The organism is Ferranicluibacter rubi (genome assembly GCF_011603255.1).
GTDB lineage: Bacteria > Pseudomonadota > Alphaproteobacteria > Rhizobiales > Rhizobiaceae > Ferranicluibacter > Ferranicluibacter rubi.
This window is the reverse complement of record NZ_JAANCM010000002.1, coordinates 462593-478989: the sequence shown is the minus strand read 5'-3', so window position 1 is coordinate 478989 and position 16397 is coordinate 462593. Positions and strand designations below refer to the sequence as shown.

Annotated in this window: 17 protein-coding genes; 7 read left to right on the top strand and 10 right to left on the bottom strand. The window is 63.0% G+C overall.

All coding sequences use genetic code 11. The annotated features are described in order from the left end of the window. Positions 1-182 precede the first annotated feature (182 nt). From G8E10_RS06220 to G8E10_RS06195, 6 genes are all read left to right on the top strand, one after another. Entirely contained in the window at positions 183-965 is a 783-nt protein-coding gene (locus tag G8E10_RS06220; RefSeq protein WP_110729688.1) for an ABC transporter substrate-binding protein, read from the top strand. A gap of 120 nt (positions 966-1085) precedes the next feature. After that, on the top strand, positions 1086-1889 hold the full coding sequence (locus G8E10_RS06215) for an ABC transporter permease (protein ID WP_167127833.1): 804 nt from the start codon (positions 1086-1088) through the stop codon (positions 1887-1889). 53 nt (positions 1890-1942) lie between these two features. Then, positions 1943-2803 carry an ABC transporter permease gene (locus tag G8E10_RS06210; protein WP_167128072.1) on the top strand — a complete coding sequence of 287 codons (861 nt, stop codon included), beginning with the start codon at positions 1943-1945 and terminating at the stop codon, positions 2801-2803. Positions 2804-2952: 149 nt separating this feature from the next. Next, the gene (locus tag G8E10_RS06205) at positions 2953-3219 is read left to right on the top strand and encodes an usg protein (RefSeq protein WP_092933569.1); all 267 of its coding nucleotides are present in this window, start codon (positions 2953-2955) and stop codon (positions 3217-3219) included. An 83-nt stretch (positions 3220-3302) separates the two neighbouring features. After that, a complete protein-coding gene (locus G8E10_RS06200; RefSeq protein ID WP_110798822.1) occupies positions 3303-4127 on the top strand; it encodes a class I SAM-dependent methyltransferase in 825 nt (274 codons plus the stop codon). 36 nt (positions 4128-4163) lie between these two features. Then, positions 4164-5036 carry an NAD(P)-dependent oxidoreductase gene (locus G8E10_RS06195; protein ID WP_110798821.1) on the top strand — a complete coding sequence of 291 codons (873 nt, stop codon included), beginning with the start codon at positions 4164-4166 and terminating at the stop codon, positions 5034-5036. 43 nt (positions 5037-5079) lie between these two features. Here G8E10_RS06195 and G8E10_RS06190 read toward each other — a convergent pair whose 3' ends face one another. The 3 genes from G8E10_RS06190 to G8E10_RS06180 all read right to left on the bottom strand — a co-directional run bounded on the left by G8E10_RS06190 (position 5080) and on the right by G8E10_RS06180 (position 6801). Continuing rightward, positions 5080-5568: an Lrp/AsnC family transcriptional regulator gene (locus G8E10_RS06190; protein WP_062596499.1), complete on the bottom strand. Its 489-nt coding sequence runs from the start codon at positions 5566-5568 to the stop codon at positions 5080-5082. 67 nt (positions 5569-5635) lie between these two features. Beyond that, positions 5636-6277, bottom strand: coding sequence for a uracil-DNA glycosylase family protein (locus G8E10_RS06185; protein ID WP_110798820.1), 642 nt, complete (start codon positions 6275-6277; stop codon positions 5636-5638). Continuing rightward, complete coding sequence (locus G8E10_RS06180) at positions 6262-6801, bottom strand: thermonuclease family protein (protein WP_281517422.1); 540 nt, start codon at positions 6799-6801, stop codon at positions 6262-6264. The genes G8E10_RS06185 and G8E10_RS06180 overlap by 16 nt, the downstream gene beginning before the upstream one ends. Positions 6802-6954: 153 nt before the next feature. On the opposite strand from G8E10_RS06180, the gene G8E10_RS06175 reads away from it, so the two are divergent. Further along, positions 6955-8490 (top strand): sensor histidine kinase, encoded by a 1536-nt coding sequence (locus G8E10_RS06175; protein WP_167127827.1) that lies wholly within the window; start codon positions 6955-6957, stop codon positions 8488-8490. A 19-nt stretch (positions 8491-8509) separates the two neighbouring features. Here G8E10_RS06175 and G8E10_RS06170 read toward each other — a convergent pair whose 3' ends face one another. From G8E10_RS06170 to hfq, 7 genes are all read right to left on the bottom strand, one after another. Next, positions 8510-9586, bottom strand: a complete 1077-nt coding sequence (locus G8E10_RS06170) for an ABC transporter ATP-binding protein (protein ID WP_167127824.1) — start codon at positions 9584-9586, stop codon at positions 8510-8512. Further along, positions 9583-11133 carry an ABC transporter permease gene (locus G8E10_RS06165; RefSeq protein WP_281517458.1) on the bottom strand — a complete coding sequence of 517 codons (1551 nt, stop codon included), beginning with the start codon at positions 11131-11133 and terminating at the stop codon, positions 9583-9585. Before G8E10_RS06165 ends, G8E10_RS06170 begins: the two co-directional genes overlap by 4 nt. Positions 11134-11342: 209 nt before the next feature. After that, positions 11343-12299, bottom strand: coding sequence for an iron ABC transporter substrate-binding protein (locus G8E10_RS06160; RefSeq protein WP_425530825.1), 957 nt, complete (start codon positions 12297-12299; stop codon positions 11343-11345). A gap of 194 nt (positions 12300-12493) precedes the next feature. Next, the gene (locus G8E10_RS06155; RefSeq protein ID WP_425530818.1) at positions 12494-12934 is read right to left on the bottom strand and encodes a diacylglycerol kinase; all 441 of its coding nucleotides are present in this window, start codon (positions 12932-12934) and stop codon (positions 12494-12496) included. Position 12935: 1 nt separating this feature from the next. Next, positions 12936-14561, bottom strand: a complete 1626-nt coding sequence (locus tag G8E10_RS06150) for a phosphoethanolamine transferase (RefSeq protein WP_167127815.1) — start codon at positions 14559-14561, stop codon at positions 12936-12938. Positions 14562-14714: 153 nt separating this feature from the next. Beyond that, positions 14715-16037, bottom strand: coding sequence for a GTPase HflX (hflX, locus tag G8E10_RS06145; RefSeq protein WP_167127811.1), 1323 nt, complete (start codon positions 16035-16037; stop codon positions 14715-14717). A gap of 79 nt (positions 16038-16116) precedes the next feature. Next, complete coding sequence (hfq, locus tag G8E10_RS06140) at positions 16117-16359, bottom strand: RNA chaperone Hfq (protein ID WP_018325164.1); 243 nt, start codon at positions 16357-16359, stop codon at positions 16117-16119. Positions 16360-16397: the final 38 nt, after the last annotated feature.

The following is a 16397-nucleotide window of genomic DNA, read 5'->3' as shown; positions in this document are numbered from 1 at the left end:
GACATAGGCTTTCCTCCTCTTCCCGCCAGAGCCTGTTCACGCTTTTCTCCCCGCGCGCTTTTCCTGTTGCATTTGCGAACGGGTGACGGAATATCGCAACCGAAGCGACCGTTCACCGTCGCTTGCGAATGGCCCCGGGACACAAAGAACAAGCCGGGCCTGCGCCAACAGAGAGGATCGACATGCCTATCGCCAAACGTTTCACCATGGCTGCCGCCGCGGCCGTTTTCGCCCTGACCGCGAGTACCGCGCTTGCCGCCGGCGAAAAGATCACCATCGGCACCGAAGGCGCCTACCCGCCCTTCAACGTTCTGGAAGCCGACGGCTCGCTGACCGGCTTCGACATCGACATCGCCAAGGCACTCTGCGTCGAGATGAAGGCCGAATGCACCTTCGTCACCCAGGATTGGGATGGCGCCATTCCCGCCCTGATCGCCAAGAAGTACGATGCCTTCATCGCCTCCATGTCGATCACGGCCGAGCGCAAGCAGCAGGTGGACTTCTCGGAAAAGTACTACAACACCCCGCCGGCAATCGCCGTGCCCAAAGATAGCCCGATCACCGAGGCGACCGAAGCCGGTCTCGACGGCAAGACGCTCGGCGCCCAGTCCTCCACGACGCATTCCAACTATGCCGAAGCGCATATGAAGAAGGCCGAGTTGAAACTCTACCCGACCTCCGACGAGTACAAGCTCGACATCGCCAACGGCCGTATCGACGCAGTCATCGACGATGTCGTCGTTCTCTCGGAATGGCTGAAGACCACCGATGGCGACTGCTGCAAGCTGCTCGGCACGCTGCCGATCGACCCCGTCATCAATGGCGAAGGCGCTGGCATCGCGCTGCGCAAGGGCGACAACGATCTGCGCGAAAAGTTCAACACGGCGATCAAGGCCATCCGCGCCAACGGCAAGTACAAGGAAATCAACGACAAGTACTTCTCCTTCGACGTCTACGGCGGCTAATTCCCCGGCTTGTCCGAAATCCTGCGGCGGGAGCTTGCCCTCCCGCCGTTTTTGTTTGACAAACGATGCCGTAAGCAAGAGGCGCCCAACAAGAAGCGCCTCAAGGGGACAGACCAGACGATGAGCGGAATCATGGCCGCGCTTTCTTCCGCCGTGTCGTGGCTCGGCGCCACGCTCGATCCGTGGTGCGGACCGATCGGCATTTTCCGCCTTCTCGCCGGCAACACGCTGCTCGCCTGCGGCGATGCCGGCTGGGGCGACGAGATCGGCTACGGCTTTCTCATCACCGCATCGCTGGCGATATCAACGCTGCCGGTCGGCTTGGCGCTCGGCTTCTGTGTCGCACTGGGCAAGCAGTCGAGCGAGAAGTCGCTCCGCCTGTCCTCCGATATCTACACCACCATCTTCCGCGGCCTGCCGGAACTGCTGACGCTGTTCATCGTCTATTACGGGCTGCAGATCGTGGTGCAGCAGGTTCTCGCAGGCGTCGGCTACTCCGGCCCTGTGGAGATCAACGCGTTCTTCGCCGGTATCGTCGCACTCGGCGTCGTCTTCTCGGCCTATTGCTCCGAGGTCCTGCAATCCGCCTTCAAGGCCATTCCCAGAGGGCAATACGAGGCGGGCGACGCGCTCGGCTTCAGCCGGGGAAAGACCATGCGGCTGATCGTGCTGCCACAGCTTTTCCGCATCGCCCTGCCGGGCCTCGGCAATCTCTGGATGGCGCTTTTGAAGGATACCGCCCTCGTCTCCGTCATCGGCCTACCCGATATCCTGCGCCAGACCGGTGTTGCCGCGCGTGTGACCAAACAGGCCTTCGAATTCTTCGGGCTCGCCTGCATCCTGTTCCTGCTGCTCGCCGCAGCATCCTCCGTCGTCTTCTCCGCGCTGGAGCGCTGGGCGCGCCGTTCGGAGGTGGCCCGATGAGCGCGACACCACCTCTTCCGCCCGTCGGCGCGCCGCCAGCGCTCGATACGGATATGCCGGGTCCAGGCGTCCGCTCGGTGCAGGCCTTCGTCTCGACGGACCTGCTTCCGCCGCAGCCTGCGCCCCGCGAAGCGGCGCGTCCCTACACCTTGTCTCGCCTGTTCGGGCGCGTCCTTCTCGGCGTCTGGCTGGCGGTCTTCGTCGGCCTCGGCATGCTCATCGTCGGCGGGTTCGATCCGGAAAAGTTCCAGCGCTACGGACCCGGCTACATCTCCGGCCTCGGCGTCACGCTCGGTCTCGTCTCGACCTCCATCGTGCTCGGCGCGCTTCTCTCGCTGCCGGTCGCGCTCGGGCGCATGTCGAAGAACAAGGTCGCGAACTGGATCGCGTACGTCTACGTCTATTTCTTCCGCGGCACGCCGGTCATCATGCAGCTCTTCCTCATATATTACGGCCTCGGGAGCTTCCGGCCGCAATTGACCGAGATCGGGCTCTGGTGGTTCTTCCGCGAGGCTTGGTACTGCGCGCTGCTGACCTTCGTGCTCAACACGGCGGCCTATCAGGCGGAAATCCTGCGCGGCGCGATCGAGAGCGTGCCGCGTGGCCAGCGCGAAGGTGCGGCCTCGCTCGGCCTGTCTGAGCGCATCGCCTTCTTCAAGATCATCCTGCCGCAGGCGATGATCGTGGCGCTTCGACCCTACGGCAACGAGATCATTCTCATGATCAAGGCGTCGGCCATCGTCGCCATCGTCACCGTCTTCGACCTCATGGGCGAAACCCGCCGCGCCTTCTCCCGCACCTTCGACTACCAGACCTATCTCTGGGCCGCGATCTTCTATCTCATCATGGTGGAAGCGCTGCGCAATCTGTGGGTCTGGCTGGAAAACCGGCTGACCCGGCACCTGAAGCGCTAGCGGCGGAAGAGTTGGCAGCACTCTCGACCTATCGCTGCCAAGCCTCTGGTAAAACACGATTTTTTCGTCACATGACCGTCATTAAGACTTGCTTAACCATTCCGGCGCTTCATTCTAGAGACCGTCATTCAGCAAAGATGAGGTTTCGCATGGCATCTGACATGGAACTGCAGCTGAAAGGATACGGCCTCACCACGGCCGAGATCCTCTACCGAATGCCGGATCGCCAAGCGATCCTGCAGAGCTACCTCTGGCAGCATTACGACCTGGCGCCGCATTTCCCCGAAATGAAACGCTTCCTGAAATTCTGGCAGGAAACGCTCGATGGGCCGCTCCACTCGGTACGCTACGTCCATCGCAAGCTGATATCGGCGGGCGACTGGCGTGCGTTGCGGGGGGAATTCATCATCAACTGATGTCTCCTTGACGATCCTTTACATTGGTTTCCGGTCGGCGGATCGGGATTGCCATTCGGCGACACCCATCCTACAAAGCCGCCATGCAAAAGAAGATCGACGAAGAAGCTTTGGCCGAGGCCTATAACCGCGCTCTCGCGCTTGAAAAATCCGGCGATGTGGAGGCGGCGGTTGCCGCTTACAGGCAAGTCCTGGTGCTTGATCCGGAAGATCATGGCGGCGCTGCCGTGCGCATCGCCTCCATGGGCCGCGGCGAGACGCCCGACAAGGCGTCGGACGCCTATGTCACGACCCTGTTCGACCAGCATGCCGACGTGTTCGAGGACGTGCTCGTGGAACAGCTCGGCTACTCCGTGCCGATGATGGTGCGCCAGCGGCTGCAGGCGCTTGGGCTCGGTCCCTTCAAGAGCCTGCTCGACCTCGGCTGCGGCACGGGCCTCACCGGCGGCGCGTTGCGCGACATGGCCGAAAATCTGACCGGCGTAGATCTGTCGGAAAACATGGTCGAGATTGCCCATGAGAAGGATCTCTACGACGCGCTCTATGTCGGCGAAGCGGTGGATTTTCTCGAGGATAACGACGACGGACCGTTCGATCTCGTAACTGCGACGGATGTCCTGCCCTATCTCGGCGGTCTCGAAGCGCTGTTCTTTGCGGCAGCGGAGACCATGGAGCCGGGCGGGCTGTTCATCTTCTCCAGCGAAACACTCCCGGACGATGTCTTTGCCGGTCGCCGCTTCATGGTCGGTCCGCATCAGCGTTTCGCCCATGCGCGCGACTACGTGCTCGAGCGGCTGGAGGCCACGGGGTTCGAGCTGGTCGATCTCACGGATATCACCGTGCGCATGGAAGACGGCGCACCGATTGCCGGTCATCTGGTCGTGGCGCGGCTGCGCAATCCATCCTGAGCCGACGTCTGATTCCATAGCCTTAAGGAGCATCCCATGGCCAAAGTCGCCTTCATCGGTCTCGGTGTCATGGGGTATCCCATGGCCCGCCATCTCGCCGTCAAAGGCGGCCATGACCTGACCGTCTATAACCGCACATCGGCAAAAGCCGAAACGTGGGTGTCGGAAAACGGCGGCACGTCTTCGGCGACCCCGGCCGAAGCTGCGCGCGATGCGGATTTCGTGTTCTGCTGCGTCGGCAACGATGATGACCTGCGGTCGGTCACCACGGGCAAGGACGGCGCGTTCGAGACGCTGCGGGCCGGTGCGATCTTCATCGACAACACCACCGCTTCCGCCGAAGTCGCCCGCGAACTGGACGCGGCAGCGCAGGCGCGTGGCGCGCATTTCATCGATGCCCCGGTCTCCGGTGGGCAGGCGGGTGCTGAGAACGGCGTTCTCACCGTCATGTGCGGTGGCAATCCCGACGTCTTCGAACAAGCACGACCTGTCATCGACGCCTATGCACGCATGGTTGGGCTGATGGGGCCGGCCGGCAGCGGTCAGCTCACCAAGATGGTGAACCAGATCTGCATTGCGGGCCTCGTCCAGGGACTGGCGGAAGCGATGCATTTCGGCAAGAGCGCCGGGCTCGATATGGAGGCCGTCGTGGACGTGATCTCCAAGGGAGCGGCCGGTTCCTGGCAGATGGAAAACCGTCACAAGACGATGATTGCCGACACGTACGACTTCGGCTTCGCTGTGGACTGGATGCGCAAGGATCTGGACATCGTGCTGACGGAAGCCCGCCGCAACGGCGCGAAGCTTCCGGTCACCGCTCTGGTCGATCAGTTCTACGGCGACGTGCAGGCGATGGGCGGCAAGCGCTGGGATACCTCGTCGCTGCTGGCGCGGCTGGAAAAGAAGTAGACGCGCCCCCGCGCCTGCTTCCCGTTCCATTTCCCAGAGGACCTCAGTCCTCCTGGGACTTCGCCTGCTCCAAGATCATGTAATCGAGCGGCATCTGCGTCGTGTACTTGATCTGCTCCATGGCGAAAGCCGAGGATACGTCGCGGATCTCGATCTTGGCGATCAGGCGCTTGTAGAAGGCGTCATAGGCCGCGATATCCGGCACGACGACGCGTAGCAGATAATCGACATCGCCGCTCATGCGGTAGAGTTCGACCACTTCGGGAAATTCTCCGACGACCTCCGAGAACCGCCGCAGCCACTCGATCGAGTGGGCATTGGTGCGGATCGACACGAAGACCGTGACCTTGGTGTTGATCTTCGCCGGATCGAGCAAGGCGACGCGGCCACGGATGACGCCCTCTTCTTCCATCTTCTGGATACGGCGCCAGCACGGCGTGGTCGACAGGCCAACCTTCTTGGCCAGGTCGGCAACGGCGAGTGTCGAATCTTCCTGCAGAAGTCGCAGGATCTTGCGATCGAGACGATCCATTTCAGTAGCCCCCTTCGAATATTATTTCTTCTATAGCGTCAAAAGGGGCCAATGCCAGAGTGAATTCTTACGATATCCGCAATGCAATTTCAGCGCGGAGCACGGGCAGCAGTTCGGCTTCGAACCAGGGGTTCCGCTTCAGCCATGGCGTGTTGCGCCAGCTGGGGTGCGGCAGAGGCAGCAGCTTGGGTCCTTCCGCCCGCTCGAACGTCCGCCGCCAGTCCGCCACCGTCGCCGTCATCGAGGCCTGCCGTTTCGTGCCGAGATGATAGGCCTGAGCATAGGCGCCGATGACGAGGATGAGCGAGGCGTTCGGCACGGCGGCGAGCGCCGTCTCCCGCCAAACGGGCGCGCATTCGCGTCGTGGCGGGATGTCGCCGCCATGTTTGTCGTAGCCGGGGAAGCAGAACCCCATGGGAACGATGGCGAAATTGTCGGGATCGTAGAAGGTCGGTCGGTCCACGCCGAGCCAGTCGCGCAGCCGGTTGCCGGAGGGATCGTCGAAGGGGACGCCGCTGACATGCGCGCGCATGCCGGGGGCCTGGCTCGCGATCAGGATGCGCGCCTTCGCCGAGAGCACGAAGATGGGCCTGGGCTCATGCGGCAGGGGTGCACCGAAGACCGGCGCGTCGCGACAGATGCGGCAGGCGGAGATCGTTGTGGAGAGTTGATCGATGTCGTCTCTGGTCGGTGTCAGCGGGATGTCCATGCGGTCTCGATGCGGCGCAGCAGCGCCTTGATCCAATCCATGTCGATATGGGGCGCCTCAGCCATTCCGCCATGGCGGGCGCGCCAGTCTCTTGGGCGATCGAAGGTGCCCGCCCAGAGCCCTGCCCGGCGTGCACGCGCATCGGCTTCCTCCGCCTCATAGTCGCCGAAGGCAATCGCAAATCCGTCCTCGACCATGCGTGCGTTCAGCTCTTCACGCCCAGCCGCGCACACGGCAAGCCGCCGGCCGTAGCGGTCGTCCGCACGGCCCTCGCATGCGACGGCGGCCTTGCCGATCAGCCGCGCCAGATGCCGTCGGGCCTCCTGCCCGCAATCCCAGTCCCTGCCGTCGCGCTCGCAGGTCTGCGCGCTCTCGGGCGCATCGATGCCGATAAGGCGAATGCGATCTCGCCCGATAGCGAGCGTGTCGCCATCCACCACGCGCGGCTGGCCGATCACCGTCACGCCGCCACCAGCAAGACGATGGGCGGCAAGCCAGACGAGCCCGAGGAAGAGGATCGTCAACAGACCGTCCCGGACAAGCGACCGTCGCCGGCCTACCATGGAAAACACCGAAGAATTCGGCTGTCGTAGGGCGGGGCGAACGGGTGCAGGAAGCAAGTTCTTAACAATTCTTACCTAGAATCTGTTGGGTATCCGTCAGACTTTCCGGACAAGATGAATCAGGGCGTCAGCACATCGACCGACAAGATCATTGTCGACAAATCGCGCAGCCATCGCAACAAGGCTGTGTCGAAAACCGTGCGCGCGAATCGCGAACGCCTGCAATCCGGCCCGTCGAACGGTGCCGGCTTCGACAAGGAAATGCTGGCTCTCTACGTCGCTTCCGTCCTGCAGGGCGCAGCAGCGATGCCGATTCTCCTGATGATGATCGCGGCCGGCGGGCTCTATCTGACGGAGAACGTGCAGATCGTCGGTTGGCTGATCGTAGCCCTCGTCATCCACGCCCTCGGCCTCCTTGCAGCACAGCGGGCCCGACGAAAGGATCTGACGCCGGAGGCCGTCGTCTACTGGCGTCGGCGGTTCCTTGCCGTACAGGGTCTGATGGGCATTGTGTGGGCGCTGTTCCTGCTGCAGGATTGCCAATCCTGCGTGCCGCGCGATTTCGGGCTGTACAAGGGCGTGGCCCTTCTCGTGGCCCTTGCCGCCACGGCCATCGCCACCATTCTGCTCCGCTATGCGCTGATCGTCACGTTCGCACCCTGCGTCGCCCTTCTCACCGGCACCGCCATCATGGCCGGGCGTGGGGATCTCGTCGCGCTCGCCATCGTGCTTTCGACGTCGCTTGCCTTTCTCGTCTACATGACGACGCGGATGCGACGCGCCAATATCCAGATCCTCTCCGTTCAAGCCGAGAAGGACGATCTGATCGCGGAACTGGAAGTCGCGAAATCCATGTCGGACGAGGCACGCCGGCGGGCGGAAGAGGCGAACCTTGCCAAATCCCGCTTTCTCGCCTCCATGTCGCATGAGTTGCGCACGCCGCTGAACGCCATTCTCGGATTTTCCGAAGTCATGTTTACCGAGGTCATGGGGCCGCTGAACAACCCGACCTACAAGGAGTATACCGGCGATATCCACCGCTCCGGCAAGCACCTGCTCGACCTGATCAACGAAATTCTCGACCTCTCCCGCATCGAGGCGGGCCGCTACGACCTCAACGAGGAAGCGATTCTGCTTGCAGAGATTACCGAGGACTGTATCGGCATGGTGCAATTGCGCGCCCGTACGAAGAGCATCACGATCACCGAACAGTTCGAGCAGGGCATGCCGGCCGTCTGGGTGGACGAGAAGGCCATGCGGCAGGTAACGCTGAACCTGCTGTCGAACGCCGTGAAGTTCACCCCACAGGGCGGACAGATCTCGGTCAAGGTCGGGTGGACGGCGGGCGGCGGACAGTATCTGTCCATCAAGGATGACGGTCCGGGCATCCCGGAAGAGGAAATCCCCGTCGTGCTCTCGGCCTTCGGCCAAGGGTCGATCGCCATCAAGAGCGCGGAACAGGGAACAGGTCTCGGCTTGCCGATCGTGCAGGCGATCCTTGCAAAACACGATGGCGAGTTCATCCTGCGCTCGAAGCTGCGCGAAGGGACGGAGGTCATCGCCATCCTGCCGGCGCGCCGCGTGCTTCAGACGGTCCCGGCCGTGCAGGAAACCGCCGCCGTGGCACGTCGTCGGAAGAGCTTCGCCTGATCAAGACTTTTTGATAGCGTCAGGCGGGCAGGACGTGTGCCTGCCCCACCACCTCGATGGCCACCGTCTCACCCGGTGCGGCGACATCGAAGCCCGAGACGCGCAGATCGAGAACGGTGCGGGCCGGGCCCTCGCCCACCTCCACCGTCAACCGGCAAAGGCCGCCGCCGAACTCGCTGTCGAGCACGCGTGCCTGCACACCCTTCATCAGATCAGCCTCGCCAAGACCGAGCCAGCGAATGCGCAACTGCTCCGGCCGGAGCATCACGAGCGACCGCGATGCTGTGTCGGAAGAGGCTTTGTCGGTCGGTCCGACAGGAATAGGACCGAGAACGGTTTCCGCCTGTCCTGCGATCACCGTCGCGTCCAGCAGCACCGCATCACCAAGAAAAAGCGCCGTCTGCCGATCGGCGGGGCAGCGGTAGAGCGATTGCGGGCTACCGGCTTGAACCAGTCGTCCCTCCCGAAACACCGCGACATGATCGGCGAAGGACAGTGCCTCGCCCTGATCATGCGTCACGAGAATGGACGTCGTTCCTGAAGCCGAGAGGATGCGCGAGACGGTGCGGCGCATGGTGTCGCGCAGGCCGGTATCGAGGGCGGAGAACGGCTCGTCGAGCAGCATCAGCCGGGGTTCGAGCGCCAGGGCGCGGGCGAGCGCCACGCGTTGCTGCTGGCCGCCGGAGAGCTGGTGCGGACGCCGCGAGAGCATGTCCGCGTCGAGTTCCACCGTCGCCATCAGCGCAGCAATACGCTTGTCGCGGCCTTCCTGCCGTTTCGGCAGGCCGAAACCGATATTCTCGCCGACGGTCAGATGCGGAAACAGTGCGCCGTCCTGCGAGACGATGCCGATGCCACGCTTATGGGCGGGCACATGAACGCCCTCGCCAGCCAATAAAGCGCCTTCCAGCGTGATGCGGCCGGCATCGGGTCGCTCGAAGCCGGCGATCAACTTCAGAAGCGTCGTCTTGCCGGAGCCGGAGGGACCGACGATCGCGGTTCGCGCACCGGCGGGAACGATGAGGGAAACGTCGATCAGGGCGCGCGCATCGCGGCCGTAGGTCTTGCTGACGGATTGGATGGACAGCAGGCTCATGCGGCGCTCCCGCTTGCGCGACTGGATTGGCGGTGGAGAACCAGCGTCAGTGGCAGGGACAAAAGCACCATCATCAGCGCGTAAGGTGCCGCAGCGACATAATCGATCTCGCTCGTCAGCGACCAGAACTTGGTGGCAAGCGTTTCGACGCCGGTTGGCGATAGCATGAGGGTGGCGGTGAGTTCGTTGGTGATGCCGAGTGCAACGAGGGCGGTGCTGGCAGCGGCACCGGGCGCGGCAAGGCGCATCGTCGTGACGCGGACGGCCTGCAAGGGTGCCCGCCCAAGCGCCATCGCGGCACGCTCGAGCTCGACCGGCGCCTGTGCGATACTGGCCCGCAGCGCTACCAGCGCGCGCGGCAGGAACAGAAGGCCATAGGCCAAGAGAAGGGTTGCGAATGTCTGGTAGAGCGGCAGAACCAGCCGAACGGTGATGGTGACCAGCGCCAGCGCCACGACGACGCCCGGTAGGGAGCCGACATAATAGTGGCAGGCTTCCAGCACCCGTTGCAGGCGGCCGGGTGCGCGCACCGAGAGCCAGGCCATGGGCGCGGCGGCAACCGTGGTCAGCATGCCGCCCATGACGGCGAGGAGAACGGTCTGCAACACGGCATTGCCCACCGTCTGCAACGGCCAGATCTCCAGCCCGCCGATGGCCAGCCACCGCGTCAGTGTCGTGAACGGCACGCCGATGGCGAGCGCGGCCGTGAGGAGATTCAGACCCAGCGCCGGCCACAGCCATACACCGAGCGCGTGGCGCGTCACCATGCGCGGCGCGCCAGAACCGACGCGGGCATAGCGCTCGCCGCCCCGCGCCAGCGCTTCCGTACCCAGAAGCGCCAGGCAGCAGAGGACGAGGACGCTGGAGAGCATGTTGGCGGCGGGGCCGTTGAAGGCCGACTGGAACTGATCGACGATCGCCGTCGAAAACGTATCGAACCGGATCATGACGAAAAGGCCGTATTCGGCCAGGAGATGCAGGCCGACGAGCAGGCTGCCGCCGCAGATCGCGACCCGCAATTGCGGCAGGACCGCTCGGAAGAAGACCCGCCACGGGCTGAGACCGAGCGACGCCGCGGCATCCTCGATGGCCGGATCCAGCCTCCGCAGCTGCGCGGCCACCGGCAGATAGAGGAATGGAAAGTAGGCGAGCACCGAGACGAGGACGCCGCCGCTGAGGCCTTTCAGGCCCGGAACGAGGCTGATCCAGGCGTAGGAATGCACGAAGGCGGGAACCGCGAGCGGCACAACGGCGAACCAGGCCCAGAGCCTTGCGAACGGCAGGTCCGTGCGCTCCGTCAGCCAGGCCAGCGCGACGGCGAGCACGATGGTCAGCGGCACCGTCGCCGCTTCGAGAAGAACGGTGTTGATGAGGAGATCGCCGACACGGCCGCGAAAAACGAGCGCGACCACCTGATCCCACCCCGTCTGCACCGTCACGATCGCGACGAAACCGAGCGGAATGAGACTGACCAGAGCCACGAGCAGGGCCGGCAGCGTGACCAGAGGGTAGGCAAGCCGCGCGCGCCGTCGCTGCCCGAGCGTCAGACGGCCCGGTGTCGCGCCGGGGGAGACAGCGAAGGACTTGGCATCGGCATGCGGCACGGGTGGCGCCTCTAGACGGAACGGAAAGATGCGCGCCTCCTAAAAGGAAGCGCGCACGGGTCGCGATGACCTATTGCGGCGATTGTGGATGAAATCAATCCAGAATCGTCACGCAGACGTGATGTTGCGTCGGGATGACGCCGGGCCAGCGATTAGAGAATGCCGGCTGCCGTCATCAGATCGGTGACCGACTTGCTGTTCAGCGACTGCGGATCGACCTTCGGGTAGTCCAGCGTGGAGAGTGCCGGAAGCGCCGCATTGGATTCCGCATCCTTGGAAACGGCATATTCGAACGAGGTGCCGTCACGGAGGACGGCCTGTCCGCCCTTGCCCGTCAGCCACTTCAGGAAGGTTTGTGCCTCGGTCTTGTGCTGGCTGGACGCGAGGATGCCGCCGCCGGAGATGCTGACGAAGGCGCCCGGGTCCTGATTCTTGAAGAAATGCAGTGCGACGTTCTTGCTGTTCTCGCCGGTCTTCGCCTGATCGCCGAAGTAGTAGTAGTGGTAAATCACCGCGCCTTCGACTTCACCGGCGTTCACGGCCTTCATGGCCGTCGAATTGCCCTTGTAGGCGGTGAAGTTCGTCTTCATCGCGGCGAGCCATTCCTTGGTGGCAGCTTCGCCCTTCAGCGCCAGAAGCGCGCTGACGATCGCCTGGAAGTCGGCGCCGGCCGGCGATGCGGCCCAACGGCCCTTCCATGCGGGATCGGCGAGGTCGAGCAGCGACTTCGGCAGCTTGTCCTCGGTCAGCTTGGTCTTGTCATAGGCAAAGACGGTGGAACGGGCGGCAACGCCGACCCAATGGCCGTTCGACGGCTGGAAGGTCTCGGGAACCTGCGCGAGCGTGTCTTTTGCGACCGGTTCGAACAGGCCGGTCTGATCGACCAGCGACATGGCCGGCGAATTCTCGGTGAGGAAGACGTCAGCGGGGGATGCGGCACCCTCCTGAACGATCTGGTTGGCAAACTCCATGTCGCTGCCCTTGCGCAGCGTCACCTTGATGCCGGTTTCCTTGGTGAAGGCTTCCGCCCAGGCAACGCCGAGGCTCTCGTGCTGCGCATTGTAGACGACGATGCCGGCGGATTCGGACTGGGCGAGCGCGGGGTTCATCCCAGCCAGAAGAGCAGCTGCGGCAACGAAGCCTGCGGCGCGAACGGAAATTTTCATAACGACCTCCTGAGAGTGCCCGGGCGACGCGCCCGGCAGAGGCGGTATAAATAAGCTGAACCTGAAGGTCAACTTTTAGAAGCGCTTGCTTTCATGCACAGTTTCGCAGGAAGCGCGCGGTGGTCACCTTTGCGGCATTACAGCCCGGTCAACGGCATGTCGGTCACGACATGCGAGAGGAAGACGACATAGAACGCATAGCCGGCATTGGCGAGGATCAGGCAGAGGCACGCGAGCGAGCCCAGATCCTTGGCATTGCGGCCCATTTCCGAAATTTCGGGAGACACCCGATCGACGATTTCCTCGATCGCCGTGTTCAGCGCCTCGAACGCGATCATCAGCAGGAAGAGCAGCATCATCGCGACGTACTGGAACAGTGTTGCACCGCTGATGGCGAAGGCCAGCATCGCCAGGGCAAAGCCGATAAGCTCCTGCCGGAAGGCGGCTTCGCCGAGAAGACGCCGGGCGCCCCCCACAGAGTAGGTCGCGGCGGCGAAGAAGTGCTGGAAGCCTGTGAGCTTTCGCGGCAGCTTCTGGGTCGGCTCTCGCTCCTGCATGCGCAGCGTATTCCTGTTCATCTCAGCTTCTTGCCACGCAGGGCGCGAAAGCGTCCAGTTCGCGATTATAGACATCCGTCTGGATGTTCATCATGCCGAGCACCGTGTGAAACAGGTTATCGTGCGACATGGCCGCATCCGAATAGGCGAGAAGGCACTTCGTATCAAGCCCCATGGTCCGGGCATAGGACGGCGAGAACCAGGAGATAAAGGGAACATGGGTCTGCTCCTTCGGCGCGATCGCGTAAGGCGCGCCATGGAGGTAGATGCCGTTTTCCCCGAGCGATTCGCCGTGGTCGGACATATAGATCATGGCGCCGGATATCGTGTTTTCGTGCTTTGCCAGCAGTTTGGCGACACTGGCGAGGATGTGGTCGGTGTAGAGGATCGTGTTGTCGTAGGCATTGACGATCTCGTCATGCGAGCAATTCATCAGCTCGTCCGTGCGGCAGTCGGGCGTGAAGCGGCGGTACGCCTCGGGATATCGGCCGAAATAGCCGGGACCATGGCTGCCCAGCTGGTGCAGCACGATCACCGAATCGTGTTTGATCGTGGCGAGTTTGCTGTCGAGGCCATCGAGGAAGATGCCGTCGAGGCATTCGCCTTCATGACAGAGCGGGCTGTTCTGGCGACCGTTGATCGCGGCATAGTCAATCAGCTTGGCGATACCCTTGCTGCCGGTATTGTTGTCCCACCAGGAGACGTTCACGCCGGCATGGGTGAGGACATCGACGAGGTTCTGGCGGGTGTGCGCCTTGCTCTCGCTGTATTCCGTCCGCCGGTAGCCGGAGAACATGCAGGGCAAGGATACGGCGGTTGCCGTGCCGCAGCTGCTCGTGTTGGCGAAGTTGACCACGCCGAGCGCCTTGAGCTCGGGATTGGTTTCGCGGGCATAGCCATCCAGAGAGAAGCTGGCGGCGCGTGCGGTTTCCCCCGCAACGACCACGACGACGACCGGCTTCTTCTCAGCAGCGAGCCGATCTCCCGCCCGGGCGTCCGTGCCGAAGGGGGCGACCACGGCATCGACCTCCTTATAGGCGGAGAGCGCGAACCGGACGGCCGACGACAGCGGCGCTGCAGGGTTGAAGACGTTGAGCACTTCCTTCCGCTCACGGGCGACAAAAGCGATGGCCGCATAGTTATAGCCGATGAGAACGAGCGCCACGGCGAAGGCCGGAAGGATCAGGGCGAGGTTTCGCAGGGCTTTTTGCAGGAACGGACGGTGGCGGACGCGCACGAGGCCGATCAGGATAGCCGGCAGGACGGCGAAGACGAGGACGTGAAGCACGAAATGCGGCGTCAGGATGTGCCCGGCCTCCGCCCCCGTCGTCACGAAGGCGCTCTCCACCATCTCCTTGTCCACGACGACGCCGTAGGTGTCGGTGAAGTAGGACGCGAAGCCAGCGACGAGAACGCAGAGGATCAGGACAGGCTTGACGACGTAGCGGACCGAGAGGGTCACGAGCGCGCAGATCGTCAGCAGCGATATCGCGACCGAGAAGGCTAGAAGGCTCGTTTTGTTGGAGGAGAACGCTGCGGCGGTGCGGCTCCAGAAGGTGATGTTGGTGACGACGAGCAGATAGGCCGACACGATGAGGGTCAGCGGGATACTGCCGATCTCAGGTCGAGAAAACGTGGGGATTTTCAAGGGGTCACTCCCGTCAGAACGCCGGCGGGAACCCGTCAGGCTATGCTGAGGGTGTGGTAGAGCCGAAATCCTGTCGGGAAACTGTCAGGTCGCAATGCCCTGATATTAAGGGCTAGAACAGGTAAGGCGCCACGTGGCGTGGCGCCTCTTTTGCTATTCCCAGTCTTCCGCGGCTGGTTTCTGTCCCTGGCCGAGACGACGGTCGAGTTCCCCCGCCTCCGTTTCCGTCAGGCGCAGATCGAGCCGGATGGAGCCATCCTCGAGATCTTCGCGATGATCGACGATCGCATGCTCGTAAAGCCAGGGCAGAAGCTGCAGGCGGTCGACGGGCAGCGTGACCGTCGTCTCCATCATGACGCCGGATAGACGACGATTGATCTCCTGCATAAGGGCATCGACCCCCTCGCCTGTCACGGCTGAAACGGTGATCGTATTGGGCGTATGCACCGCTTTTTCGAGCATCGCCGCATGCGGCTCTTCCTCGAGCCGGTCGATCTTGTTCCAGACCTCCAGCAGGCGCTCGGTGCGCGCCTTCTCGTCGATGCCGAGATCTTCGAGAATGCGCTCGACGTCTTCGGACTGTGCCGCGTGATCTGGATCCGACACGTCGCGGACGTGCAGGATCAGGTCGGCTTCCAGCACCTCTTCGAGCGTCGCCCGGAATGCCGCCACAAGATGCGTTGGCAGGTCCGAGATGAAGCCGACAGTGTCTGAGAGGATGACGGTGCGGCCTTGCGGCAGCTTCATCCGGCGCAGCGTCGGATCGAGGGTCGCAAACAGCATGTCCTCGGCCAGCACGCCCGCGCCGGTGATCCGGTTGAACAGCGTCGATTTGCCGGCATTGGTATAGCCGACGAGAGCGACGATGGGATGCGGCACCTTGCGGCGCTTGGAGCGGTGCAGCTGGCGCGTCCGACGCACCTGCTCCAGCTCCTTTTCCAGCTTGATGATTTTGTCCTGAAGCTGGCGGCGGTCGGCCTCGATCTGGGTTTCACCCGGACCACCCATGAAGCCCGCGCCGCCGCGCTGACGTTCAAGGTGGGTCCAGCTGCGGACCAGACGGCCCTTCTGGTAGTTCAGATGCGCCAGATCTACCTGCAACGTGCCTTCCTTTGTGGAAGCGCGACGGCCGAAGATCTCAAGAATGAGGCCCGTGCGGTCGATGACCTTGGCGTTCCATTCCTTCTCGAGATTGCGCTGCTGCACCGGTGTCAGCGGGTGATCCACGATGACGAGGCCGGCATCCTGCGTGTCCAGCAGATGGCCGATCTCTTCGATCTTGCCGCTGCCGAGCAGCGTTCCCGGCTTCGGCTGGGCGATAGGCACGACCAGACCCTGGACGACGGACAAATCGATGGCACGTGCCAGACCGATCGTTTCCTCGAGACGAGCCTCGTCCGAGCGGATCGAATGCGGTTGCTCGGCGTGCTGCCGCCCGGTTTTTTTGACGACCGGGACGATGACCAGCGCCCGCATGTCGTCGCGGTGCTTTTCGGTCTCGGGGATGATGCTGTCTGGGGTATCGTTGTGTTTTGTGATGGCTTCAGTCCGGTGTTCAGGAGGCGGATTCTTCGCTCTCGAACATCTGCATGGGCTGGCCCGGCATGATGGTCGAGATGGCGTGCTTGTAAACGAGCTGGGAATGCCCGTCGCGCCGCAGCAGCACGCAGAAATTATCGAACGAGGTAACGACGCCCGTCAGCTTGACGCCGTTGATGAGGAAGATGGTGAGAGAGATCTTCTGCTTGCGAACCGTATTGAGAAAAAGGTCCTGCAGGTTCTGAGAACGTTCCGCCATAGCGCCGCTTCTTTCTTTATTGCCGGTTCGAAATCAAC